This window comes from Kribbella sp. NPDC055071, assembly GCF_053608045.1.
The window spans coordinates 107,589-130,760 of sequence record NZ_JBSGUS010000019.1; the positions used below are offsets into that span (position 1 = coordinate 107,589).

The 23,172-nt window shown below is 67.3% G+C and carries 22 protein-coding genes; 10 read left to right on the forward strand and 12 right to left on the reverse strand.

The window, feature by feature from the left end; translation table 11 throughout:
• Nucleotides 1-200 precede the first annotated feature (200 nt).
• On the reverse strand, nt 201-1,385 hold the full coding sequence (locus tag ACWF4Z_RS28685; RefSeq protein WP_452246265.1) for an MFS transporter: 1,185 nt from the start codon (nt 1,383-1,385) through the stop codon (nt 201-203).
• Nucleotides 1,386-1,451: 66 nt separating this feature from the next.
• Here ACWF4Z_RS28685 and ACWF4Z_RS28690 point away from each other — a divergent pair, with 66 nt between their 5' ends.
• Together ACWF4Z_RS28690 and ACWF4Z_RS28695 are read left to right on the forward strand one after the other, a co-directional pair.
• Nucleotides 1,452-1,871, forward strand: a complete 420-nt coding sequence (locus tag ACWF4Z_RS28690) for a helix-turn-helix domain-containing protein (protein WP_452246266.1) — start codon at nt 1,452-1,454, stop codon at nt 1,869-1,871.
• A 40-nt stretch (nt 1,872-1,911) separates the two neighbouring features.
• On the forward strand, nt 1,912-2,691 hold the full coding sequence (locus ACWF4Z_RS28695; RefSeq protein ID WP_452246267.1) for a GNAT family N-acetyltransferase: 780 nt from the start codon (nt 1,912-1,914) through the stop codon (nt 2,689-2,691).
• A gap of 2 nt (nt 2,692-2,693) precedes the next feature.
• On the opposite strand, the gene ACWF4Z_RS28700 is transcribed toward ACWF4Z_RS28695, so the two are convergent.
• From ACWF4Z_RS28700 to ACWF4Z_RS28710, 3 genes are all read right to left on the reverse strand, one after another.
• The gene (locus tag ACWF4Z_RS28700; RefSeq protein WP_452246268.1) at nt 2,694-2,933 is read right to left on the reverse strand and encodes a hypothetical protein; all 240 of its coding nucleotides are present in this window, start codon (nt 2,931-2,933) and stop codon (nt 2,694-2,696) included.
• 71 nt (nt 2,934-3,004) lie between these two features.
• The gene (locus ACWF4Z_RS28705) at nt 3,005-3,517 is read right to left on the reverse strand and encodes a carboxymuconolactone decarboxylase family protein (protein WP_452246269.1); all 513 of its coding nucleotides are present in this window, start codon (nt 3,515-3,517) and stop codon (nt 3,005-3,007) included.
• A gap of 84 nt (nt 3,518-3,601) precedes the next feature.
• Entirely contained in the window at nt 3,602-6,202 is a 2,601-nt protein-coding gene (locus tag ACWF4Z_RS28710) for a Tex family protein (RefSeq protein WP_452246270.1), read from the reverse strand.
• Between the two features lie 119 nt (nt 6,203-6,321).
• Between ACWF4Z_RS28710 and ACWF4Z_RS28715 the strand changes: the two genes are divergently transcribed.
• A complete protein-coding gene (locus ACWF4Z_RS28715) occupies nt 6,322-7,446 on the forward strand; it encodes an alpha/beta hydrolase family protein (RefSeq protein ID WP_452246271.1) in 1,125 nt (374 codons plus the stop codon).
• A 51-nt stretch (nt 7,447-7,497) separates the two neighbouring features.
• On the opposite strand, the gene ACWF4Z_RS28720 is transcribed toward ACWF4Z_RS28715, so the two are convergent.
• Together ACWF4Z_RS28720 and ACWF4Z_RS28725 are read right to left on the reverse strand one after the other, a co-directional pair.
• Entirely contained in the window at nt 7,498-8,964 is a 1,467-nt protein-coding gene (locus ACWF4Z_RS28720) for a DHA2 family efflux MFS transporter permease subunit (RefSeq protein WP_452246272.1), read from the reverse strand.
• 60 nt (nt 8,965-9,024) lie between these two features.
• A complete protein-coding gene (locus tag ACWF4Z_RS28725; protein WP_452246273.1) occupies nt 9,025-9,660 on the reverse strand; it encodes a DUF624 domain-containing protein in 636 nt (211 codons plus the stop codon).
• Between the two features lie 92 nt (nt 9,661-9,752).
• Between ACWF4Z_RS28725 and ACWF4Z_RS28730 the strand changes: the two genes are divergently transcribed.
• From ACWF4Z_RS28730 to ACWF4Z_RS28745, 4 genes are all read left to right on the forward strand, one after another.
• Entirely contained in the window at nt 9,753-10,841 is a 1,089-nt protein-coding gene (locus tag ACWF4Z_RS28730) for a substrate-binding domain-containing protein (RefSeq protein WP_452246274.1), read from the forward strand.
• A gap of 386 nt (nt 10,842-11,227) precedes the next feature.
• Nucleotides 11,228-12,502, forward strand: coding sequence for an extracellular solute-binding protein (locus ACWF4Z_RS28735; protein WP_452246275.1), 1,275 nt, complete (start codon nt 11,228-11,230; stop codon nt 12,500-12,502).
• Nucleotides 12,499-13,437 carry a carbohydrate ABC transporter permease gene (locus ACWF4Z_RS28740; protein WP_452246276.1) on the forward strand — a complete coding sequence of 313 codons (939 nt, stop codon included), beginning with the start codon at nt 12,499-12,501 and terminating at the stop codon, nt 13,435-13,437. The genes ACWF4Z_RS28735 and ACWF4Z_RS28740 overlap by 4 nt, the downstream gene beginning before the upstream one ends.
• Complete coding sequence (locus ACWF4Z_RS28745) at nt 13,430-14,353, forward strand: carbohydrate ABC transporter permease (RefSeq protein WP_452246277.1); 924 nt, start codon at nt 13,430-13,432, stop codon at nt 14,351-14,353. The genes ACWF4Z_RS28740 and ACWF4Z_RS28745 overlap by 8 nt, the downstream gene beginning before the upstream one ends.
• A 257-nt stretch (nt 14,354-14,610) precedes the next feature.
• Here ACWF4Z_RS28745 and ACWF4Z_RS28750 read toward each other — a convergent pair whose 3' ends face one another.
• From ACWF4Z_RS28750 to ACWF4Z_RS28765, 4 genes are read right to left on the reverse strand one after another with little or no spacing between them, the layout of a single operon-like run.
• The gene (locus ACWF4Z_RS28750; protein ID WP_452246278.1) at nt 14,611-15,135 is read right to left on the reverse strand and encodes a GNAT family N-acetyltransferase; all 525 of its coding nucleotides are present in this window, start codon (nt 15,133-15,135) and stop codon (nt 14,611-14,613) included.
• A gap of 35 nt (nt 15,136-15,170) precedes the next feature.
• Nucleotides 15,171-15,920, reverse strand: a complete 750-nt coding sequence (locus ACWF4Z_RS28755; protein WP_452246279.1) for a class I SAM-dependent methyltransferase — start codon at nt 15,918-15,920, stop codon at nt 15,171-15,173.
• Nucleotides 15,913-16,425: a nucleotidyltransferase domain-containing protein gene (locus ACWF4Z_RS28760; RefSeq protein WP_452246280.1), complete on the reverse strand. Its 513-nt coding sequence runs from the start codon at nt 16,423-16,425 to the stop codon at nt 15,913-15,915. Before ACWF4Z_RS28760 ends, ACWF4Z_RS28755 begins: the two co-directional genes overlap by 8 nt.
• A complete protein-coding gene (locus ACWF4Z_RS28765) occupies nt 16,422-17,180 on the reverse strand; it encodes a RibD family protein (protein WP_452246281.1) in 759 nt (252 codons plus the stop codon). The genes ACWF4Z_RS28760 and ACWF4Z_RS28765 overlap by 4 nt, the downstream gene beginning before the upstream one ends.
• 116 nt (nt 17,181-17,296) lie before the next feature.
• Here ACWF4Z_RS28765 and ACWF4Z_RS28770 point away from each other — a divergent pair, with 116 nt between their 5' ends.
• Nucleotides 17,297-18,142: a glycosyltransferase gene (locus tag ACWF4Z_RS28770; RefSeq protein WP_452246282.1), complete on the forward strand. Its 846-nt coding sequence runs from the start codon at nt 17,297-17,299 to the stop codon at nt 18,140-18,142.
• Here ACWF4Z_RS28770 and ACWF4Z_RS28775 read toward each other — a convergent pair.
• Nucleotides 18,096-19,085: a GlxA family transcriptional regulator gene (locus ACWF4Z_RS28775; RefSeq protein ID WP_452246283.1), complete on the reverse strand. Its 990-nt coding sequence runs from the start codon at nt 19,083-19,085 to the stop codon at nt 18,096-18,098. The two genes, ACWF4Z_RS28770 and ACWF4Z_RS28775, sit on opposite strands and share 47 nt — an antisense overlap.
• A gap of 376 nt (nt 19,086-19,461) precedes the next feature.
• Here ACWF4Z_RS28775 and helR point away from each other — a divergent pair, with 376 nt between their 5' ends.
• Nucleotides 19,462-21,615, forward strand: coding sequence for an RNA polymerase recycling motor ATPase HelR (helR, locus tag ACWF4Z_RS28780; protein ID WP_452246284.1), 2,154 nt, complete (start codon nt 19,462-19,464; stop codon nt 21,613-21,615).
• A 14-nt stretch (nt 21,616-21,629) separates the two neighbouring features.
• Nucleotides 21,630-22,232 (forward strand): hypothetical protein, encoded by a 603-nt coding sequence (locus ACWF4Z_RS28785; protein WP_452246285.1) that lies wholly within the window; start codon nt 21,630-21,632, stop codon nt 22,230-22,232.
• 3 nt (nt 22,233-22,235) lie between these two features.
• Here the strand turns inward: ACWF4Z_RS28785 and ACWF4Z_RS28790 are convergent, their stop codons facing one another.
• Nucleotides 22,236-23,099, reverse strand: coding sequence for a cyclase family protein (locus ACWF4Z_RS28790; protein WP_452246286.1), 864 nt, complete (start codon nt 23,097-23,099; stop codon nt 22,236-22,238).
• Between the last annotated feature and the right edge of the window lie 73 nt (nt 23,100-23,172).

A 23,172-nucleotide genomic window follows, 5' to 3' on the forward strand; every position in this document is an offset into this window, starting at 1 on the left:
CCCCGGAATACTTCCGAAAGGACCTTTACACACCCTTGACGGAGAGTAGGGGAACCCTGCGAATCCGCTGGTCAGGGCCGTCGCGGCAGTCCACTCCACGGCCGCTGGAAAGCCCTGTCAAGAATGTTTGCAGCTATTTGCCAATAACGATTCGGACACCCCGGAGCCTTTCCACCTGAGTCGAAATCTATGACGTCCTGCTAACTGTTGGCACGCACTCGATCACGCATCGGTACGACGATCAGCGTCACCGGCACCGCGACAATCGCGAATCCTGCCAGGAGATTGAGCGTCAGGGGCAGCTCGAGCAGCAGGGTCACGGCCGGAGCGGTGAGTGCGCCGACCAGCAGGGCCAGCGAATCCGCGGCGAAGAAGAGCGCGCCGACGCGGCCGAGCATGGCGACCGGAGTGATCCGCTGGATCGCCGTCTCCGCCGTGATCAACAAGATGCTGCCGGGGAGTCCGATCAGAATCGCGGCGATGACTGCGGTGGCGATTGTCGGCGCGTTGAAGAGGGCGAAGAAGGCCGCGGCCGTGGCGAACTGGGTGAGGGCGAGGCGGTTGCGAATGCCCAGCCAGGCTTTGGTGCTCAGCGCGGCGCCGACCAGATAACCAGCCCCGAGACCGGAGATGAGGTAGCCGACAACGTAGCCGGGCGCGTGCAGGCGGTCGACGGTGAACGGAACGAGCAAGGCGGTCAGGCCGGCGTTCGCGGTCAGGAAGATCGTTTGGCCGAGCAGGATTCCACGGAGGGTCCGGTCGTTGGCGACGTACCGGAAGCCTTCCAGGGCCTTGTCTGCCGACGAGGTGGTGGTCGGGTGCCTGTGGGTTCGGATGGTCGTGATGATTGCTGCTGACAACGAATAGCTGGCGATGTCGACGGCGAGAACGAAAGTGATCCCCGGCCCGGCGAGGAGGAGCGCTCCGAGCGGTGGTGCCGCGAGCCGGATTGCGCTGCTGGTAAAGGCGTTCAGGGCGTTCGCCGCGGCGAGTTCGTTGCCGGTGCCAACGACCGCGGGGAGCAAGGCACGTGCGGCCGGCCGGAAGACCGTGGTGGCCGAATTCTCCACCAGGATCGCCAGGTAGATCGGCCAGATCCGGTCCGCGTCGGCGAACAAGATGAGCGCGACCGCCGCGGCGCTGACCAGATCCGCGATCCACATCGCGCGGGCCAGATCCCATCGGTCGAGCAGCACCCCGGCCCACGGTCCGAGCAGCAAGGCCGGCAGCGCCTCGAGTGCAAGTGCGAGCCCGGTCGCCACGGTGGATCCGGTCAGCGTGAACACGTGGAACGGGATCGCAACCACCAGCAGCCATGAGCCCAGCCCGGAGATCCCGCCGCTGCTCCACAGGCGGCGGAAGTCACGGTTCCGTAGTGGCCTCACGGTCCGGGAAGCTATCTTGACGAGATAGATCTTGGCAAGAGTGTTCTGTGAGAATAGGCTGGCGGTGTGGAACTGGGTGAGATCCTTCGCGAACGACGCAAGGTGGCCGGACGCACGATCGCGTCGGTCGCCGTTGATGCGGGGTTGTCGGTGCCATACATCGCCAATCTGGAGAACGGGCGCGGCAACCCGACCGTATCGGCTCTCGACCGGCTCGCGACCGCCTTGGGTGCCCGGCTCGAGGTGCGGATCGGAGATGAGCCGCCTCCTGAGCCGCCGTCCGTCGGGGCTGAGCTGTTGGCGGGCTCGGGCCGTGCTGATCAGGTGATCAGCAGGTTGGCCGCCGCACAGGCCCGACCTCGATCAGTTGTCCGGGCGGACGTCGTACGAGCTGTCGACGGACTAAGCGTCGTACTGGCTCGCCCGCCGGTAGCCGCGGATCTCGATCGGCTGCTGGACTTGTTGTTGCTCGCCACGAGTGGATAACCGGTCGAGTGGGTCTGGGCGGGGGACGTAGGGTCCGAGCATGGAGATTGGTGCGCGGATTGCTGCGGCTCAGCTGGCTGGATTGTCGCGATCGAAGCGGCAGATCATCGCGGGGCCGTTGGCCGGCCTGCTGCACGACAGTGATGCCTGGTACCGGTCCAGCGTGCTCGCGGCCGAGCCTGGGCAGCCGTTCGATCCCGAAGAGGTGCCGTGGGCGCTGGACACCCTCCGGCAGGCCTTCGGCGCCGAGGGCCGCTGGCTGCACGCCGAACTGGTCGAGGAGGCCAACCCGGGCCTGGCCGAGGCCCTCGAGGCCAATGGCATGACGATCGCCTCGCACCTGCCGCTGCTTGTTGTCGAGCCGGCCGACCTGGTGTTCCCGGAAGCCGCGGCCGGTGTGACGACGGAGTTGGTGAAGTCGGACGAGCAGCAGGCCGAGGCGAACGCCGTCTCGTCCGCGGCGTACGAGATGGACGAGTTGTCCGCATTCGAGTACCAGCCGGATCCCGCGAACGGCGGATGCGTGCTCGTCCGGGTCGACGGCGTACCGGCGGCTTCTGCTGCGTGGACCGCCGTCGCGGACGGCGTCACCGAGATTGCGGGTGTCGGGACGCTTCACAGTTACCGACGGCGCGGGCTGGCCGGGATCTGTACGGCGTACGCGACCCAGCAAGCCTTCGAGCTTGCCGGCGCCACCCTCGCCTGGCTCACGCCGGGCGACGACGGAGCTGACCGCGTGTACCGGCGACTCGGCTACGCACCCAAGGCAACCGCCGTCCACCTAGGCGACCCCGGCGGCCACCTCGCGGATCTGCGCTGACTTCAGTTGTAGACGTACAGACGCCAGTAGATGCGCGGCGGCCACCCAGACGCCTCCGGCTTGCACTCGGCGCCGGTGATCCCGTCCCGGATCGTCGCCGCGCGAGCTTCACAAGCGGCGTACGTCGTGTACACCTCGTTGGTCGGGTTGGCGAACGCGGCGACCGGAGTCGCCACCGCCGTTCCCGCCGCAAACACCGCGATCGCGCCGCCCGTCACGAACCTTCGCTTGAGTCTGCTCATGAGCCGACGATAACCAAGCCGTTGCTCTCAGCACCTACCTTTGAGCTGTCACGCAAGAGCTTGCCAGCCAGTTACGGCTGGCGGTCGCCGAGCTGGAGGGCGCCGTCGAGGAGGCCGAGCATCCAGTAGTAGCTGAAGCTCTGGACGAGCTCGACGAGTTCGCGATCGGACAGGTGCGGGCGGGCGGTGGCGAACGTGTCGTCGTCGACGTGTGGGTTCTCGACCAGTGCCTTGGCGAATCGCAGGACAGTACGATCGCGTTCGTCGAACGACTCGACGTCGTCGGCGCCACCCAGCAGCGCGTCTCGCTCCGCCGTCGTCAGCACGTCGGTGGGCGGTCGATGCCGGAACCGCAGGTACGGCGAATCCGTCGCGTGCGTGACCACCGCCGCCGCGATCTCCACCGACCGCTCGCTGAGCTCCAGGCTGTCGTGAATCGCCTGTCCCAGCTGCATGACCAGCTCCGCGGTCCCCTGGGCCAGGCCGAAGGCGAGGAACATCCGGGGGTCGGGCGGCATCCGCTCGGCCCAACTCCGCAGCTCTCCGGTGAATGTCGCGGGGTCGGCGTACTCGATCCGTGCCATCGGCCGATGCTAGTCGGCCTGGAGTCTTTGGTGCTCACAGCACGGACCTTTGCCTGCTGACGCAAAGGTCCGTGCTGTGCTCGCTCAGCGGACGGTGAAGCCGGCTTTGCGGAAGGCGTCGGCGAGGGAGGTCTCGTCCATGGGGGTCTCGGGCTGGGAACCGCCCTGGCCACCGCGGCCACCCTTGCCACCTTGATCGCCCCGACCGCCCTGGCCGCCCCGACCGCCCTGGCCGCCGCGACCGCCTTGCCCGCCGCGACCACCTTGGCCACCAGGACCGCCTTGACCGCCAGGACCTCGGCCACCTTGGCCGCCAGGCCCGCGGTTGCCGCGCCCGCCACCTTCGCCACGGCCGCCTTCGCCACGGCCGGCTTCGCGGCTGCCGCTCTCGCTTCGGCCGCCGGTCTGGCCGCGGTCGCCGGGGCGACCGGCGGGTGCGCCGGGCTCGTCGTCGAGGCGGAGGGTGAGGGAGATGCGCTTGCGGGGGATGTCGACCTCGAGCACCTTCACGGTGACGATGTCGCCGGGCTTGACCACCTCGCGGGGGTCCTTGACGTAGTTCTTCGACAGCGCGGACACGTGCGCGAGCCCGTCCTGGTGGACGCCGATGTCGATGAACGCACCGAACGCGGCCACGTTGGTGACCTGACCCTCCAGCGTCATCCCGGGCTTGAGATCGGCGAGCTTCTCCACACCTTCGGCGAACACCGCCGTCTTGAACGCCGGTCGTGGGTCCCGCCCGGGCTTCTCGAGCTCGGCCAGGATGTCCGTCACGGTCGGCAGACCGAACATCTCGTCGACGAAGTCAGCGGCCTTCAGCCGTTTGAGCTCGGCCGACCCGATCAGCGCCTTCAGCTCCTGACCGGTCGCATCGAGCATCCGCCGTACGACGGGGTAGGCCTCGGGGTGCACGCTGGACGCGTCGAGCGGGTCCGCGCCGTCGGGGATCCGGAGGAACCCGGCCGCCTGCTCGAACGCCTTCGGACCGAGCCGCGCGACCTCCTTCAACGCCGAACGCGACGCGAACGGCCCGTTCTGATCGCGGTGCAGGACGATGTTGTCGGCCAGCCCCGGCGTGATCCCGGAGACGCGGGTCAGCAGCGGTGCGGAGGCGGTGTTGAGGTCGACGCCGACCGCGTTCACGCAGTCCTCGACGACTGCGTCGAGGGAGCGGGACAGCGAGTTCTCCGGGAGGTCGTGCTGGTATTGGCCGACGCCGATCGACTTCGGGTCGATCTTCACCAGCTCGGCCAGCGGGTCCTGCAGCCGACGCGCGATCGAGACCGCGCCGCGCAGCGACACGTCCATCCCGGGCAGCTCCTGCGAGGCGAAGGCGGACGCCGAGTACACCGATGCGCCCGCCTCCGACACGACGGCCTTGGTGAGCTTGAGCTCAGGGTGCTTGGCGATCAGCTCCGCGGCCAGCTTGTCCGTCTCGCGCGACGCCGTACCGTTGCCGATGGCAATCAGATCGACCTGGTGCGCGGCGGCGAGCTGCGCCAGCGTGGCGATCGACTCGTCCCACTGGTTCTTCGGGACGTGCGGGTAGATGACGCCGGTGTTGACGACCTTGCCGGTCGCGTCCACCACGGCGACCTTGACGCCGGTCCGGAACCCCGGGTCGAGGCCCATCGTCGCGCGGGTGCCGGCCGGTGCAGCGAGCAGGAGGTCGCGCAGGTTCGCCGCGAAGACCCGGATCGCCTCCTCCTCGGCGACCTGCCGCAACCGCATCCGCAGGTCGATCCCGAGGTGCACGAGGATCTTGGTCCGCCAGGCCCAGCGCACCGTCTCGACCAGCCACTTGTCGGCCGGGCGGCCCTGGTTGTCGACGCCGCCCTTGCGGGCGATGGCCGCCTCGTACTCGGTCGGTCCGTCGACCTCGACACCTGCGGGCAGGGGCTCGACCGTCAGCGACAGCACGTCCTCCTTCTCCCCGCGGAACAGCGCGAGGATCCGGTGTGACGGCATCTTCGTGAACGGTTCGTCGAACTCGAAGTAGTCCGAGAACTTCGCGCCGTCGGTCTCCTTGCCCTCGCGCACGGCCGATGCCAGCCGGCCCTGCGACCACAGCCGCTCGCGCAGCTCACCGATCAGGTCGGCGTCCTCGGCGAACCGCTCGACCAGGATCGCCCGGGCACCGTCCAGGGCGGCCTGCGGGTCCGGGACCTCAGCGCTGACGAACACGGCCGCGGCCGCGAACGGCTCCACGTCCGGGTCGGACAGCAGCCCGTCGGCGAGCGGTTCGAGACCGTTCTCCCGGGCGATCATCGCTTTCGTCCGGCGCTTGGGCTTGAACGGCAGGTAGATGTCCTCGAGCCGGGACTTGGTGTCCGCGGCGAGGATCTGCGCCTTCAGCGCGTCGTCGAGCTTGCCCTGGCTCTCGATCGACTCGAGCACCGTCTGGCGGCGTTCGTCCAGCTCACGCAAGTACCGCAGGCGCTCCTCGAGCGTGCGCAACTGCGCGTCGTCGAGCATCCCGGTGACCTCTTTGCGGTACCGCGCGATGAACGGAACCGTCGACCCTTCGTCCAGCAGCGCCACCGCTGCCCGGACCTGGTTCTCGCCGACTTCCAGTTCCTCGGCGATCCGCTGCTCGACCGACTGCACGACCACTGTCCGCTTCCCCTCTACCGACAACACCCGGCGAGCGTTCTGCCGCCCCGCCGGACCCACATCCTTCCCCATCCCACCCCCACTCCGAAACTCGATCCCCTCACCCTGTGGACAACCGGTCCGGATCTGCCTCTCCACGGCTTCAGCTATAGTGCTAGTCAAATAGTTAAATAGATCACCGAGGAGAGCTGATGCGCGGTCTCGCAGTGGTTGCCGCACTGGCCATGGCTGTGTCGGGTACGTCGGTAGCAGCCGCGGCCGACCCGGTCCCGGATCCCTACCTGCCCCGGCCGACCGGAGCGGCGGCGGTGGGCAGCACGTCGCTGTACCTGAAGGACACCTCGCGGGCCGACCCGTGGGTGCCGTCGGTGCCGTACCGGGAGCTGATGGTGTCGCTGTTCTACCCAGCGGCCTCGAGTCACGGACCCAAGGCGGCGTACATGACTCCCGAGGAGTCCACCCTGTTGCTCTCGGACAGTGGCACCGACCTGCCGCCCGAGTTGCTGGCCAAGACCAAGACCAACTCCGTGCTGAACGGCAAGCCCGTGGGCCGTCGGCACAGCCTGCCGCTGGTCGTCCTGTCACCGGGCTACGGCAACCCGCGTGGCACTCTGACCGCTCTGGCCGAGGACCTCGCGAGCCACGGGTACGTCGTCGCACTCGTCGGCCACACCTACGAGGACTCCGGCACGAGCTTCCCCGATGGGCACTTCACCTCCTGTGTGTCGTGCGACGTCGTACCGCATGACCCCGCGTTCTGGCTGAAGCTGGGAAATGGTCGGGCCGCGGACGTGTCGTTCGTACTCGACCAGCTGACCGGACGACACCCGGTGTGGCGAGGCGCGGACCTGATCGACGCGTCCCGCATCGGTATGGCCGGCCACTCCGCAGGAGGCGCGAGCGCCATTCCGGCCATGGTCGCGGACCCGCGGATCCGAGCCGGTGCGAACCTCGACGGTCTGGACACCAACCCGGTCCCTCCGACCGGACTGAACCGGCCGTTCCTGTACATCAGCCATGAGCGTGCCGGCACTCGATGCGCGCCAGTCCAATCCTGGGACGAGGACTGGCCGCGGCTGACCGATTGGAAACGCTGGATCGAGGTGGAGGGCAGCGAACACGCGTCGTTCACGGACGTAGGCCTTTTCGCGGATCAGTACGGCCTCGACATCGGCGCCACCATCAGCGGTACTCGGACACAGGCCATCACCAGGGCGTACCTCGAAGCCTTCTTCGACCAGACGCTGCGTGGTCAGCCGCAGCGGATGCTGGCCAAGCCCTCGGTGCGCTACCCCGAGGTCGCCTTCTGCCGCTGACAGCAGTACTCCCCGGGACCACAGGGGCCCCGGGGAGTACGGCGTACCAGGTCAGGCGGCTTCGAGGGCGAGGTCTTCTTCGGCGGTCTCGGTGGGCTGCTTGGCCGGGCGCATCACGGTGATGGCTACGACGACGGCAGCGGCGACGATGGCCGCGGCGACTGCGAAGGAGAAGTGGTAGCCGGTGGTCAGGGCCTGGAGGGACGTTCCGTCGGTGTGGGTGGCCGAGAGGGTGGCCAGGATGGCCAGGCCGAGGGCCGCGCCAACCTCGCCCATGGTGCCGATGAGGCCGGAGGCCAGACCGGCGTCTTCGGGCTTCACGTCTGCCATCGACAGACCCATCAGCGCCGGGAAGCAGACACCGCCACCCAGACCCAGTAGGACCAGCACCGGGAGCACGTGGATGAAGTAGTTGCCGTTGACCGGCGCCTGGGTGAACAGAGCCAGCCCGACCACGATCAGCGACAGTCCGACGATCAGCGGGCGGCGGGGGCCGAACCGCATGACCAGCTTCTCGGAGTACTTCACCGACAGCAGCCCCATCACCACGGTGGTCGGCAGGAAGGCCAGTCCGATCTCCAGAGCGTCGTACCCGAGCACTCGCTGCAGGTAGAGCGATCCGAGGAAGAAGATGCCGAACATGCCCGAGCTGGACAGCGCCTGGATCAGGTTCGCACCGGTCAGCGTGCGGGAGCGGAAGATCCGCAGCGGGACCAGCGGGGTGGTAGCGGTGGCCTCGCGGACGATGAAGCCGGCCAGGAGCACCAGCGTCACCACAGCCAGCGTCAGCGTCCGCGGGGCGGTCCAGCCGAGCTCGGCGGCCGGCTTGACGATGGTGTAGACGCCCAGCATCAGCGACGCGGTGATCAGCACCGCACCCGGTACGTCGGTACCACGTCCCAGCCCGAGGCCCTTGTCCTTCTCGATCAGCTTCACAGCCAGTACGGCGGTCACGATGCCGAGCGGCAGGTTGACGAAGAAGATCCAGTGCCAGCTGATCGCCTGGGTCAGGACGCCACCGGCCAGCAGACCGATCGACCCACCGGCCGACGCCACGAAGGCGAAGACGCCGATCGCCTTGGCCTGCTCCCGGGGCTCCGGGAACAGCGTCACGATCATGCCGAGGATGACCGCGGAGGTCAGAGCGCCGCCGACACCCTGGATGAACCGGGCGATGACCAGCAGCTCCTGCGACCAGGCCAGGCCGCACAGTACGGATGCGCCGGTGAAGACGATCAGTCCGGCGGTGAAGATGTTTCGCCGGCCGAGCAGATCGCCGAGCCGTCCGGCCAGGAGCAGCAGCCCGCCGAAGGCGATCAGGTAGCCGTTCACGACCCACGCCAGCGAGGAGCTGGTGAAGCCGAGATCGTCCTGGATGGCCGGGAGGGCCACGTTCACCACGGTCACGTCGAGCACGATCATCAACATGCCGGCGCAGAGGGTGTAGAGCGCCAGCCAGCGCGAGCGGCCGCCCTGCGCGGCCGGCGTCGTCGCCAGGGTTTCGGTCGTCGCGTACATATCGGTGTCTCCTTGGGTCCGTCGTTTGGGCCTTACACCCTTACGTCGGACGGAGAGACCTCAGATTGACACGTCTGCCGAACTTTTTTCCCGACGCACCCGAGACATCGCGTACGCCGTCAACGCCGGCACCAACCCGGACCCCACCACCAGCAGCGTCGGAACCTGCGATGCGAGCGCGAACCAGGTCAGCAGTACGACGACCCCGCCGGCCACCGGAAGGGGACGCCGGAGCAGGAACATGTTCGCCGAGCGGAACAGCGTCCTCATGGTCGCGGTGTCCTCCGCGGCGGGCAGTACGGCGAGCCCGCTCAGATACAGCCCGAGGATCATCCCGGTCAGCGGAACCAGGACCACCAAGGCGAAGATCCGCGCCCCACCCCCGGCGTACGCCCAGAACGTGAGGCCGAAGGCGAGCAGCACGGCACCGGCGTACAGGCCGAACCCGGACAGCCAGAACCGCCGCATCGCCCACCCGAACTGCTGGAAGAACCGCCGCATCAGCTTCGGCCGGTCCTGACTGATCGCGTCCGGCAGCACCCGCTGCAGCGCGAACGCCGCCGGGAACAGCGTGATGATCCCCAGGCTGAGCACCAGGAAGACCAGCTGCAGCATCAGCAGGTCGCCGACCATCGACAGCTTGGCCATCACCGTGTTCGTGCGGCTCGCGCCTTCCGGCCGGGGTGAACCGGTCACCGAATCGCCTCCTCGTTCCGCGTGCACGGAGTTGATCGTATGATCACGAACAATCACTTGCCATCTCTCGACGGCAGAGTCAGGGGACTGCATTGCTTGCACCGGAGCGCCACGAGCTGATCCTGCGGAGCCTGCGCCGCCACGGCCGGCTCCGGGTGGCCGAACTGGTGGCCGAGCTCGGCGTCTCCGCGATCACAGTACGCCGGGATCTGGCCGAGCTGGACTCCGCGGGCCTGCTCCGCCGCGTGCACGGTGGGGCGATCGGGACCAGCCCGTCCGGTCGCGACACCCACGGGAGTCAGCTGACGATCGGCATCGTCGTACCGAGCGCCGCGTCGTACTACTCGGAGGTGATCCGCGGCGCCGAGGCAATGGCCGCCCGGTACGGCGCGCGCCTGGTCCTCGGAGTCTCCGGGTACGACGCCGCCCTGGAGCGCGAGCGGATCGAGAAGGTGCTCGGGGTCGGCGTGGCCGGGCTGCTGCTCAGCACCGCGCTCGGCGACGGTGAGGCGAACAAACTCGACACCCGGCTGGACGAGATCGACGTACCGGTGGTGCTGATGGAGCGGGCGTTCTCGTTCCCGGATGTGGCGCGTGAGTACCACCATGTGCGGACTGATCATCTGTACGGCGCGATGCTCGCGCTCAGGCACTTCGCGGCGCTCGGGCACCGCCGGATCGCGGTCAGCCTGCAGCCGACGGTCACGGCGTACTGGCTGCGGCGTGGGGTCGAGGCGGCGGCGAAGGCGCTGGACATCGAGGTCCACCTGTCGCCGATCGAGCTACCGCAGCGCGGGGACGCGCCTGGTGCGAACGCGCAGCTGGACGCGTTCTTGGCCGAGTGCGAGTCGTTCGGTAGTCGCGCCGTCCTGATCCACTCCGACGAGCACGGCGCCCGCCTGATCGAACGCGCAATGGACCGCGGCCTCCGCGTCCCGGAGGACCTGGCCGTCATCGCCTACAACGACGTCACCGCAGCCCTGGCCGTGGTCCCCTTGACCGCGATCAGCCCACCCCGCCGAGCCCTGGGCGAAACCGCCTGCGACCTCCTGCTGCGCGGCCTCCAGTTCCCGTCCCCCACCGCCCCCACCCAACACCTGAGTCTCCTCCCCACCCTCAACATCAGAACCTCCTGCGGCTCAATCCCCGCAGAACAAACCACCCTCGTGTTCCGGAACTGACCACGTCTCGTCGGTGTGCAGGAGAACAGGACGTATACGCCCACTAGCGCGGGTTTCCGCGCGCCCTGCGCCTGAGGCGCCGGGGTACCAGGCATATACGTCCTGTCGACCGAGCACTTCCCTCCGGAACGGGACACGGTCGCGTTCCGGATCGGCCCGTCCCACCCGTCTTTTCCTCCCTCCTTTCGGAACGGGACACGGTCTCGTTCCGGATCGGCCCCGTCCCACCTGTCTTTCCTTCCTTCCGTTCGGAACAGGAGACGGTCGTGTTCCGGAACTGATCGAATGTGATCATTCGAGCGCTGAGGTATTGACGAGGAAAGCCCTTTCCCATACTTTCGCTGCACTTGGGGATGACCCAGGTCCAGTAGCGAAGGAGTTCCCCTGTGAGACGCACCGTGGGACTGACCCTGCTGGCCGCCGCTCTGAGCCTGGTGGTCAGCAGCTGTGGCAGCGGGGTGATCGACAAGAGCACGGACGGGGTGCCGCCGGCCGAGGCGACCGGGACCCTACGGGTGCTGATCCCGTCGTTTCCGCCGAGTACGACGGGCCGGGACGCGTTCCAGAAGGTCGTCGACGACTTCCACAAGACTTATCCGAAGATGAAGGTCGAGCCGGACTTCGCGACGTACAACAATCTCAACGAGAAGCTGGCGACCTCGATCGCGGCCGGCATTCCGTACGACGTCATGGTCACCGGCGTCGGCTGGGTCCAGCCGTTCGCGTCGAAGAACATCTTCGTGGACCTCGGCAAGTACGGAGTGACCCCCGACTACATCAAGGAGAAGAGCACTCCGGCGCTGATCCCGGCGGTCACCTACGACAACAAGCTGTACGCCTACCCGCTGGTCGCCGACACCCGGGCGGTGGCGCTGCGCAAGAGCGCGTTCCGCGAAGCCGGGCTGGACCCGGACAAGCCGCCGACCTCGCTCGCCGAGCTCAAGGTCGCGGCCGAGAAGCTGACCAAGCGGGACAAGAACGGGCACATCACCCGCAGCGGCTTCGACCTCGCCTCGCCGACCGGCTTCCGGCAGTCGTTCACGACGTTCCTGGCCTCGACCGGTACGCCGCTCTACGTCGGCGGTGAACCGAACTTCGACAACAAGGCCGGCCTGGACACGCTGCTGTGGATCAAGTCGATGATCAACAACGTCCAGCCCTTCGGCCAGACGAACGCGGCCCAGCAGCCGCTGGTCTACAGCGGCGAGGCCGCGATGGGCATCGTCGGCGGTGCGGTCGACTGCTCGGACAAGGGCATCGGCCAGAAGAACTGCGACGACCTGGAGTTCTTCCGCTTCAACAGCGGCAAGGAGATCGAGTACGTCGGTGGCGACCTGGCGTCGATCGGGTCCCGCAGCCGGCACAAGGACGCGGCCTGGTCGTTCATCCAGTCGTTGACCCAGCCGACCTCGCTGGACGCGATCGCCAAGCTGAACAAGAAGATCCCGGCCTACAAGGACGCCGCCAACTCACCGCAGGCGAAGTCGAACCCGCTCAGCCGGTTCGTCGCCGACGGCCTGAAGTACGCCGCCAACGAGAACCAGGTGTCGTCCAACTGGCTGGAGATGCGCGGCAACTTCGATATCCAGCTCACCCAGGCGGTCCTCGGACAGAAGGATCCCGCCAAAGTGCTGCACAACCTGGCAGGACAGTCCCGATGAGCACAACTCTTGAACGCCCCGCACTGGACACTCCCCGCAAAGTAGCTCCGTCCAAGGAGAGCCGCACGCTGATCCGGAGTCAGGTCCGGACCGGTTGGGCGTTGCTCACCCCGGCGCTGCTGCACTCCGGGATCTTCATCGTGATCCCGGTGATCTCCGTCCTCGTCCTCAGCCTGACCGACTACAGCTTCGGTGACACCTGGTCCTGGGTCGGTTTCGGCAACTACTCCAACCTGTTCCGCGACGTCGACTTCCTGGCCTCGCTGTGGCACACGGTTCTGTACGCGATCGTGGTGATCCCGATCTCGATGGCGCTCTCGCTCGCCATCGCGATCGGTCTCAACCAGAAGATCAAGGGCCTCAGCTTCTTCCGGACCGCGTTCTACATCCCGACGGTGACCGCGACCGTCGCGATCGCCACCATCTGGCTGTGGATCTACAACCCCGGTTCGGGTCTGGCCAACGGGTTCCTCAGCCTGTTCGGTTTCGCGCCGAACCGCTGGCTGGCCGACCCGGCGACCGCGCTGCCGTCGTTGATGGTGGTCGGGATCTGGCAGGGGTTGGGTACGAAGATCATCATCTACTTGGCCGCGCTGCAGGGCGTCTCCCGCGATCTGCTGGAGTCGGCCGATCTGGACGGCGCCGGCCGCTGGCAGAAGTTCCGCAACGTGACCTGGCCGGCGCTCGGGCCGGTGCAGTTCTTCGTACTGATCACGTCGATCGTCGGCACCTTCCAGGTGTTCGACCTGGTCTACGTGATGACCCGGGGTGGACCCGGCAGTGAGACGCGCGTCCTGGTGCTGGACATCTACCAGAACGCGTTCCAGGACCTGAAACTCGGCTACGCGTCCGCGGAGACCGTGATCATGATGATCGTGATCGCGCTGTTCATCGGCGTCGGGCGCCTGATCCAGAGGGCGGACACCAATGACTAGCGCCACGGTGCCGGCGGTTGCCGCACCCTCCTCCACACCCTCCACTGGCAAGCCGACGACGTTCCGGCCGGGCCGGATCCTGTTGTACGTCGTTCTCATCGTCGGCGCGCTGCTGATGATCACGCCGTTCATCTGGATGGTGCTGACGGCGTTCAAGAGCGACCTCGAGATCCTCAAGTTCTCCTGGCTGCCGGGAGAACTGCGCTGGCGCAACTTCACCGAGGCGATGCAGACAGCGCCGTTCCTGCGGTACTTCCGCAACAGCCTGTTCATCGCGGTCGGCGAGACGGCGTTCACGCTCGTGGTCTGCACGATGGCCGGCTATGCGCTGGCCAAGGCGCCACTGCGTGGATCGAAGCTGCTGCTGAACTACTTCATCATCCTGCTGCTCGTGCCGTTCCAGATCATCCTGGTGCCGCTGTTCATGATCGTGAAGTCGATCCCGCTGTTCGGCGGGAACAACATCGTCGGCCACGGCGGCATCGGCTGGCTGAACTCCTGGTGGGGGCTCATCATCCCGCTGGGTGCCGCGCCGCTGTTCACGTTCCTGGCCCGGCAGTTCTACGTGTCGCTGCCGGACGAGCTGTCGCAGGCCGCGCGGGTCGACGGGCTCGGCGAGTTCGGGATCTTCCTGCGGATCAGTACGCCGCTGATCAAGCCGGCCCTGATCACGATCGCGGTGTTCCAGATCGAGGCGGCCTGGAACGGATTCCTCTGGCCGCTGATGATCACCACGTCGGACGCGATGCGCCCACTGCAGTTGGGGTTGGCGATTTTCTCGCAGAACCCGGCCGAGATCCAATGGCCGTACCTGATGGCGGGTACGGCGCTGGCCACCCTGCCGATGATCGTGTTGTTCGTCTTCGCCCAGAAGTGGTTCGTCGAAGGAATGGCGAACGTGGGCATCAAAGGTTGAGGTCTTCCTCTAACAGGTGCTCACCCCGCCCCGGGTGAGCACCTGCGAGGCCCCCTCCACAATCGGTGGTCCCGAAGAAACACCGGAGCATCCCACACGGCCCCCCGCTGGCACACTCGATCCATTTATCGTCACGGTGCGCGCATCGTTACAACATTCCTCACCTTTTTTCGCGCCTTCTTTCCAGGTTTTCTCCAAGACCTTGCCGAATTGCCTCGATCGGCTACCTCTTGCACCCGCCGCGCGACCGTGGGTAGCTATTTCCGTTCCTTGCGCATCAGTGCTGCGGTCCAGCTGATCTCGCCGCGTACCGGGACCTCGATCCGCTCGGTCAGGACATAGCCCAGCGACCGCCGCAGTGCCTCGCTCGGCGGGGTGCACATCGCCTCGAAGCGACGGAATCCGGCGATCGCCGCGGCCGTTTCCGTCACCTGGGCCAGTAATCGGGCGAATCCGCGTCGAGTCCAGTGCGGATCGACGTACGTCGCACGCATCGTCGCCGTACCCGCTACGGCTGCGTGGTCGCTCGCCGCACCGGGCGGATGGAACGAGCCGCGAGGGCTCCATCCGCTGCCGGCGACGATGAGACCGTCGATCTCGAGCACGTAGTACGTGCCGTCGTCGATGAGCTCGGCCTCGACCTGGTACAGCTGCGTCTGCTCACCGGCCGCGAGCTGCTCCGGCGTGTAATGCTCGGCCAGGAGGCTCGCGACGGCACGCTCGGCCAGCCGATGGATCACCGGTACGTCGCTGGCTCCAGCGGGACGGATAGTGAGGCCCATACCCGCGGTACGTCGCAACCGGGGCGAGCGGATCCCTACTTGTGGGCCAGTAAGGCGTAGGCGTTGGGGAGTCGGCCGGACCAGGCGGCGGCTTTCGTGTCGTCCTGGGGGCGCCAGAAGGGTTCGGCGTACTCCTCGAGGGTTTTCAGGTGCAGGCCGGCGGCGGTGATCGCGGTGATGATCTGACCGAGATTCCATTGCCATTCGTGGGCGCCGTTGCCGGGGAATGTGTCGTTGACGTGTGATTCGGCGAAGTAGCTGCGGTCCGGGCGGATCCGCGGCTCGTCCGCGTCCCAGGTCCACAGTGGAACGGCTGGGTGCGCCTCGTACATGAACAGGTGACCACCCGGCCGCAGCACGCGGGCCACGTCACGAGCCCACGCGTCGAGGTCGCGCATCCAGGTCAGCGCGCCTTTGCCGGTGTATACGAGATCCGCACACTCATCCTGCAGCGGTACGGCGGGCACCTCCGCAACGACGTACTGGCAATCCACGCCAACCTCAACCGCTCGCCGCCGAGCAGCTCCGGCCGCCACCGCGCTGTAGTCCACCCCCACCACCCGCCGGGCCCCAGCCTTCACCAGCCCGACATCGTCCAACCCGATCCCACTCTGAAAGTGCACAACCATGGGCCGGCCTTTCAGCACCGGCCCTAACAATTCCAACTCCCGAGCGAACAGCAGCTCATCCCCCCGAGCCTGCTCCAGCAGCTCGTCGTACTCCCGAACATGCTTCTCCGAAGCCCGCTCCCACACCACCCGATTCCCCCGCACCACCTCATCCATGCCCCAACCCTCTACCACCCCCCTCACTCCCGCCAGCCAGTTTCAGCCCTCGGAGCAACTCCAGGTCGTGCAGGTCCTGCGGCCTGAGCTCATAGCCCTGGTGAGTGTGCAATTGCGTCTCCAACGGCAGACACCGCACGACCCGCCCCCCGATCCGACCCTCAACTGGCGGTGGGATGAAGAACCTGTTCCCGGCGAAGTCGATCTGCTCGGTCCCGCCACCGGGCATCGGTGTACTCGGGTGCAGATCCAGGCGATGCCCTTCCGCGTGAGTCAGCTGCACGGTCACCTCGACATACCGTGCATCGGTCAGCTCGTACCCGACCGTGCCCAGTGCCTCGACTGCCGCGTCGAGCTGAGGACGAACGACGCCCAGGTCCAGATCGCCGTGTTGTCGGGTCTGCCGTCCCACCAGGGCATCCACCGCCCAACCGCCGTCGACCCACACCTCAATTCCCTTGCCGGCCAGGAGATCCAGGAGATCGAGGACCCGTTCGGCTTTCACGGAATGACCTTGTAGCGGAGGGAGAGGGTGCCGTCGGGGGTTGGGGTGGCGTCCAGGAGTTGCAGTTGGGTGGGGGATTGGTCGAGGGGAAGCTCGGGGCCGTCGAAGATGGTGGGGACGGCTTTGCCGCCGATCGCGGTGGGGAGGAGGATGAGGTGGAGTTCGTCGATCAGGTTGGCGCGGAGGAGGGCGCCGTTCAGGCCGCCGCCGGCCTCTGAGACGACGTGGGTGACGCCGAGGACCTCCCGCATTCGTTGGAGGGCAAGGGAAAGGTCGATGCGTTCCGCGCCGACGACCAGGTAGGGGATGGTCTCTCGGCGGAGGTACGCGAGGTACGGCGCGGGTGTTGCGCGAGCTACCAGCAGCAACAGATCGATCCCGTCGCCGCCCTTCGTGTCCCACGGCACGCGACCGCGGCCGTCGACCACTGTGAACCACTTGCGATGGTCCGGATGCTTGACGACCTCAGTTGGCAGGTAGTCCTCGAACAAGCCGTCGTCGTCCGTCGGTGGAAGGTCCAACGGCCCGGCATCGTCGGTGACGAAGGTCCCGCTGCCTTCCAGGATCGCCGTCGGTGCGTACAGCTCCTCCAACAACGCCGTACGCGCGGCGTGCGCCGAGTCAGCTCCGGGAGGGTTGATCGATCGCCAGACCCGCCCTGCCTCCTCGGACAACAGCAGGCGATCCCGCCCCAACGTCACCCGTCCGTCCACGGAAGCCGTCACCGACACCACCAACCGCGCGCGCTCGCCCATGCGTCGTTGTCTATCAGCGCCCACCGACACTTCGATCGGTCCGCACAGAATGCAACGTCGGCCAAGGATGCGGCGGCGTGGACACCTTCGCGGCCAAGGCTTTCTATGCTTGAGGCGTGGTCCTCGTTTCTGTCCTTGTGCCGACGGTCGGGCGTGATCTCAGTGGCGTCCTGACGGCGCTGGCCGAGCAGGACGAGCCACCGGCGTTCGAGCTGATCGTGTGCGTCGATGGAGCTTCCGCCGTACGACGTGGTCCGCTGCATCCGCGGTGCGCCCGATTGCTCGTTGTCGAGTTAGGCACCCGGCAAGGCGTCAGCGTCGCCCGCAATCGTGCGGTCGCCGAGGCCGAAGGCACGTTTCTCGGCTTCCTGGACGACGACACCGAGCCCGCGCCCGACTGGTTGCGACAACTCGTCCTCTCCTTATCCGGCCCAGCGGTCGCAGTCGCCGGCCGCATTGAGGAACGCGGCGACGGGGTCCTCAACCGCCTTCGTGCATTGGCCTTTGAGCACCGGCACGCCACCAATCCCGCCACCGTCGACTACCTCAACGGCGGCAACTGTGGCTTCCGAGCAGACACGTTCCGTGCGCTGGGAGGCTTCGACCCAACCTTCCCCAAATCCCAGGACCGAGATCTGGCCCGCCGTACCGTCCTGGCCGGCCACACCATCGTCTACAACCCCAACTTGGTCATCACCCACGCCGGCCACTACACCCTCCGAGGCCTCTGGCGCGGCCGCCACCAAGCCGGCCGGGCTGCCCAACGCGTCCAGACCCTCTCCGGCCCGACCTCCGTAGGCCCAACCACCCTCCGCACCACGTACGGCGCGACCGTGCGCACCCTCGCCCGTCACCACGGCCTACCCCTGGCCCTAGCCGCCGCAACCTCCGTGGCCGCTCACCACCTGGGCCGCCTCAGACAGCTGATTGCTCAGCGCGGAAGGCGCGGCGGTAGTTGTTAGGGGAGGTCCGCAGCTGGCGACAGAAGTGCTGGCGCATGTTGATCGACGTACCGAAGCCGCAGTTCCGGGCGATCTCCTCGATCGGCATCGTGGTGGTCTCGAGCAACTCCTGGGCGTGATGGAGGCGTTGGCGTAGCAGCCACTGCAGCGGGGTGGTCCCGGTCTGCTCGCGGAACTTCCGGTTCAGCGTGCGCGGGCTGACGACTGCGTGCGCGGCCATGTCGGCGAGCGTGATCGGATCGCCGAGGCGGTCGCGGATCCACCGCATCGTGGCTTCGAGCGAGCCGCACTCCGGGCCGGGGACGGGGTGCACGATGAACTGCGCCTGGCCGCCGTCCCGCGCCGGCGCGAGCACGATGTGGCGCGCGACCTCGGCGGCGACGGCGGCGCCGAAGTCCTGGCGGACCATGTGCATGCAGAGGTCGAGACCCGTCGCGGCGCCGGCCGAGGTGAGTACATCGCCGGAGTCGACGAACAGCACGTTCGGGTCCACGGTGACGTTGGGGTAGCGATCGGCGAGCAGGTGCGCCGTCGTCCAGTGCGTCGTCGCGACCAGCCCGTCGAGCAGCCCGGCCTCCGCCAGGGTCAGCGATCCGCCGCAGATCGAGGCGATCCGGACGCCGCGCGCGTGCGCGTCCCGCAGGAGGTCGACCACCTCGGCGGGCGGGTCGCTCGCCTCGTCGCCACCCGGTACGACGATCGTGTCGGCGGTCCGTGCATCGTCCAGACCGTACGGCGTGCTGATGTCGAAGAGCTCCAGCCCACCCGGACCACGCACGGGCCCGCCGCCGCCCTGACCGCAGACGATCACGTCGTACAGCCGGGGACCCCAGAGCTCACCGGGCTCCTTCTCGAGCGCCCGCGCCGTACCGAAGACCTGCGCCGGAATCGCGACATCGAGCACAGCTGACCGGTCGATCACCAGAATCGCCACTCGATGCATGACCATAATCTATCGGATAACGTCATTCTTGCCACTGTCTCGTCCGCAGCGTGGCCCAGACGATGAGCACGTGCTGCTCCGAATCGTCGTGTACGCCGTCGCCGTGGTCCTTTTCGTACTCACGGGCTGGCTGGTCGACAAGATCTACCCCGGCCACCTACCGGACCCACGTCCGCCCACAAAACAGCGCCAGTGTGGCTGCTCATCGCGCTTGAGCTGAAGGTTGCCCGAGGCAAAAAAGAACGGCCGGAGAGTCGAACTCTCTTGCCGTGTCTCAATTTATAGCCGAAGGGTGGGCTTGCCGCAAGGCCCAGGGGGTGCTTCACAATCGTCGATCGAAGCCGAAAAACCTACGGGAACGGGAGCGGCGCGAAGCATGAGCTTGCGGACGACCAGCGCGTTCAACCTTCCAGAACACCTTGCAGCCAAGGAACAACCGGCGTTGATCGCCGGTGACGAACGGCACTTCGCCGCGATCGCGGCGAGTCTCGACCAGACGATCACCGAATTGTCCGAGCGCCTCGAGGAGGCGCGTAAAGCACCTGGCGGTATCGGCCAGGAGGCTCTGGACCGGGACCTGGAGATCCACCGGCTGACCAGCCGCCTGCGGACGCTGCGGCGGTTCGGCCTGGACCTCTGCCTCGGTCACATGGTCCCCGACGACGGATCCGAGCCGGCGTACATCGGGCGGCTCGGCCTGACGGACAGCTCGGGCGCCCGCCTGCTGATCGACTGGCGGTCGCCCGCGGCCGAGCCGTTCTTCGGCGCGACCCACGGCAACCCGATGGGCCTGTCCAGCCGCCGGCGGTACCGGTGGACCCGCGGCCAGATCAGCGACTACTGGGACGAGGTCTTCACCGCGGACGGGTTCCAGGGCCACGCCGCCTCTCTCGATGACCAGTCCGCGTTCATCGCCAGTCTGGGTACGCCGCGGTCGCCGCGGATGCGCGACGTACTGGGAACGATCCAGGCCGACCAGGACGCGATCATCCGGGCGGGATCCCGTGGTGCGCTGGTTGTCGACGGCGGACCGGGTACGGGGAAGACAGTGGTCGCGCTGCACAGGTCGGCGTACCTGCTGTACTCCGATCCACGTCTCGGGCAGCGGCGGGGCGGCGTACTGTTCGTCGGTCCGCACCAGCCTTACCTGGCGTATGTCTCCGACGTACTCCCCAGCCTGGGCGAGGACGGCGTACAGACCTGCACGCTCCTGGACCTCGTGCCGGAGGGTGCCGACGCGCCGCCCGAGACCGACCCCGCGGTGGCGCGGTTGAAGTCGACCGCGGACATGGTCAGGGCAATCGAGCCGGCCGTCACGCTGTACGAAGAGCCGCCGACCAAGCCGCTCGTGGTCGAGACCGACTGGTCGAACCTCTATCTGAGTGTGGCCGACTGGGCCGAGGCCTTCGAATCCGTCGATGCCGGTACGCCGCACAACCAGGCGCGGGACCTGGTCTGGGAGGAGCTGCTCGCGATCCTCGTCGACAAGTTCGACGAGGACGACGTCTCCGAGGATGAACTGCGCAGATCGCTCCGGCAGAACGCGGAACTGCGGGACATCTTCGACCGAGCGTGGCCGCTGATCGAGCCGACCGACCTGGTCGCGGATCTGTGGTCCGTCCCGGCATACCTGCGCCGGTGTGCTCCATGGCTCGACCGCGACGACGTACGCAAGCTGCAGCGCGAGGACCCGTACGCCTGGACGGTGTCCGACCTGCCGCTCCTGGACGCGGCCCGGCAGCGGCTCGGCGACCCAGAGGCGTCGCGGCGCGAGCGTCGGCGCAAGGCAGCGGCCGCCGCCGAACTCGAACAGCGGTCCGAGGTCATCGATCGGATCATCGAGGCCGACGACGACAACGAGGGCTGGGTGCCGATGCTCCGCGGGCAGGACATCCAGAAGGCCCTGATCGACGAGGCCGGGCTGCCCACGGCGGATCCCGACCTGCTCGCCGGGCCGTTCGCCCACATCGTTGTCGACGAGGCTCAGGAGCTGACCGACGCGGAATGGCAGATGTTGTTGCTGCGCTGCCCGTCCGGGAGCTTCACCATCGTCGGCGACCGCGCGCAGGCGCGGCACGGATTCACCGAATCCTGGCCGGAACGCCTGGAGCGCGTGGGCCTCGACCGGATCACCATCGCCACGCTGACGATCAATTACCGTACGCCGGAACAGGTCATGGCCGAGGCCGAGCCGGTCATCCGCGCCGTACTCCCCGACGCGAATGTGCCGACCTCGATCCGCAGCAACGATTTCCCCGTCATCCATGGATCGACGACCGAGCTCGACCCGCTCTTGGACGCATTCCTCGCCCGACAGGACGACGGAATCGCTTGCGTCATTGGCGATCCGGCGTACGAATCGACGCCTCGGATCCATTCGCTGACTCCGGTACTCGCGAAGGGACTCGAGTTCGACCTGGTCATCCTCATCGATCCGGAAACCTTCGGCGACGGGATCGAAGGAGCCGTCGACCGTTATGTCGCTATGACCCGAGCCACTCAACAACTGGCCATTCTGACCAGTCGCTGAGCTACCGTCTTGGTGTGATTCGTTCACTGTTGATTGCCGGATTCGCCATTGCGGCGCTGGCCGGCTGTTCGGTGTCCGTCGGCGGCCCGCCTCGCGCGACCAGCGCCAAGGTCGCCGAGGTGATGGCCGCCGGGCAGGGGGAATTCGACCTGACCACGCCGCCCAGCCGGGCCGAAGCGGGCATGCTGGACGGCGAAGAGACGGTGACCTACGAGAACAGGAAACCGTTTCAGGTGAAGGTCCGGCTGCCTGGCACCAAGGAAATCAACGTCTCGTCCCGGCTGGTCGGCTTCGATTCGATCTCCGCGCCCGAACCGAAAACCAGCCCGCCGGGCGGGATGGACATTCACAGCTATCCGGACACGCTGCAGGCCGGTCGGGACCAGATGCTGGCTGAGGCGCGGCGGTTCGGATTCGACGTCAACCAGATCAACCGCTGGTACGACGAAGCCGCCGGCCCGGCGTCGTCGAACGGCCCGAGCACGGTCACCTCTTTGTGGCTGACCAGCAAGGTCGGATATCTCACCCTGCAAATGCGGGGCACCTATTCACGGCCGATCGAGGGTACGAGGGATTCCGAGCAGACGGACGTGCATTACCTGCTCACGTGGAAGTAGCGCTCAGAACAGTGCGATGGGATTGACCGGGATGCCGGTCAGGCCGTGGATGCGCGGCGGAGCGACGGAGAGCATGAACGTGTAGCGCTGCAGCTCCGCACAGAGCGCGGCGAGGTCGTCGAGGTCGCTCGCGTCGATCAGCGGCATCGCCATCCGGCCCAGCCCGACCCCGTGCAGCGGGGACGGTCCGTCCGGATCCAGCGGCGGGTGGGCGTCGCCCCGGTCGCCGGTGTACACAGCAACGCCTCGGCTGTGCATCCAAAGGACGGCGTCCAGGCTGATCCCCGGGCTCGGCGTACCGGGGATCTGCTCCGTCGTCCAGCCGAGCCGGATCGCCAACGCGTCGCCCGACTGCACCTGTACGCCCAGGCGCTTCTCGGCCTGCTCCAGGTCGTGCGACGTCACCCCGTAGCCAGAGGCAACGGGTCCGTCGATGGCCAGGTCCAGCAGGACTCCCCGCGTCACGATCCCGGCCGCGAAGGCCGTGGTCGATCCGTACGTGACACCGGCAGCCGTCACGGCCTGCGGCCTCGGGCGGCCCGGGTAGACCTCGTCGTCGGTAGACCAGTGGGAGAGCGCGTCGAGGTGCGTCGACTTCGCGTGGTGATTGGAGACGAGCATCAGGTCCGCCGCCACTCCCACACCCGTATAAGACATCATCTGCTGAACGGGAGAGACCTCAACCGTCGTGGGCGCGAACGGACTGCTGATCATCGGGTTGGGCTCGATCGGCTGCGCCAGCGAAACCCACCGCCCGGTCCGGACCTCCGTGGCCGCCTTCGCCCGTACCTCGTCAGTGATCAGATTGAGCGTCCCGAGCTCGTCATCAGCCCCCCACCGACCCCAGTTACTCGGCAGCTCACCCACGAGACCAAACCCCTCTCACCGTGCGGACCCGTCACGCCCGAGGCTACACAGGGGGTTCTCGCCGGCGAGAACC

What these genes read in the sequence shown, in the direction of transcription:
- ACWF4Z_RS28700 (WP_452246268.1), bottom strand. Translation starts at nt 2,933, where the DNA reads ATGAGCAGACTCAAGCGAAGGTTCGTGACGGGCGGCGCGATCGCGGTG.
- ACWF4Z_RS28775 (WP_452246283.1), bottom strand. Translation starts at nt 19,085, where the DNA reads ATGCATCGAGTGGCGATTCTGGTGATCGACCGGTCAGCTGTGCTCGAT.
- ACWF4Z_RS28755 (WP_452246279.1), bottom strand. Translation starts at nt 15,920, where the DNA reads ATGGATGAGGTGGTGCGGGGGAATCGGGTGGTGTGGGAGCGGGCTTCG.
- helR (WP_452246284.1), top strand. Translation starts at nt 19,462, where the DNA reads ATGAGCTTGCGGACGACCAGCGCGTTCAACCTTCCAGAACACCTTGCA.
- ACWF4Z_RS28750 (WP_452246278.1), bottom strand. Translation starts at nt 15,135, where the DNA reads ATGGGCCTCACTATCCGTCCCGCTGGAGCCAGCGACGTACCGGTGATC.
- ACWF4Z_RS28695 (WP_452246267.1), top strand. Translation starts at nt 1,912, where the DNA reads ATGGAGATTGGTGCGCGGATTGCTGCGGCTCAGCTGGCTGGATTGTCG.
- ACWF4Z_RS28740 (WP_452246276.1), top strand. Translation starts at nt 12,499, where the DNA reads ATGAGCACAACTCTTGAACGCCCCGCACTGGACACTCCCCGCAAAGTA.
- ACWF4Z_RS28715 (WP_452246271.1), top strand. Translation starts at nt 6,322, where the DNA reads ATGCGCGGTCTCGCAGTGGTTGCCGCACTGGCCATGGCTGTGTCGGGT.
- ACWF4Z_RS28720 (WP_452246272.1), bottom strand. Translation starts at nt 8,964, where the DNA reads ATGTACGCGACGACCGAAACCCTGGCGACGACGCCGGCCGCGCAGGGC.
- ACWF4Z_RS28710 (WP_452246270.1), bottom strand. Translation starts at nt 6,202, where the DNA reads ATGGGGAAGGATGTGGGTCCGGCGGGGCGGCAGAACGCTCGCCGGGTG.
- ACWF4Z_RS28765 (WP_452246281.1), bottom strand. Translation starts at nt 17,180, where the DNA reads ATGGGCGAGCGCGCGCGGTTGGTGGTGTCGGTGACGGCTTCCGTGGAC.
- ACWF4Z_RS28705 (WP_452246269.1), bottom strand. Translation starts at nt 3,517, where the DNA reads ATGGCACGGATCGAGTACGCCGACCCCGCGACATTCACCGGAGAGCTG.
- ACWF4Z_RS28745 (WP_452246277.1), top strand. Translation starts at nt 13,430, where the DNA reads ATGACTAGCGCCACGGTGCCGGCGGTTGCCGCACCCTCCTCCACACCC.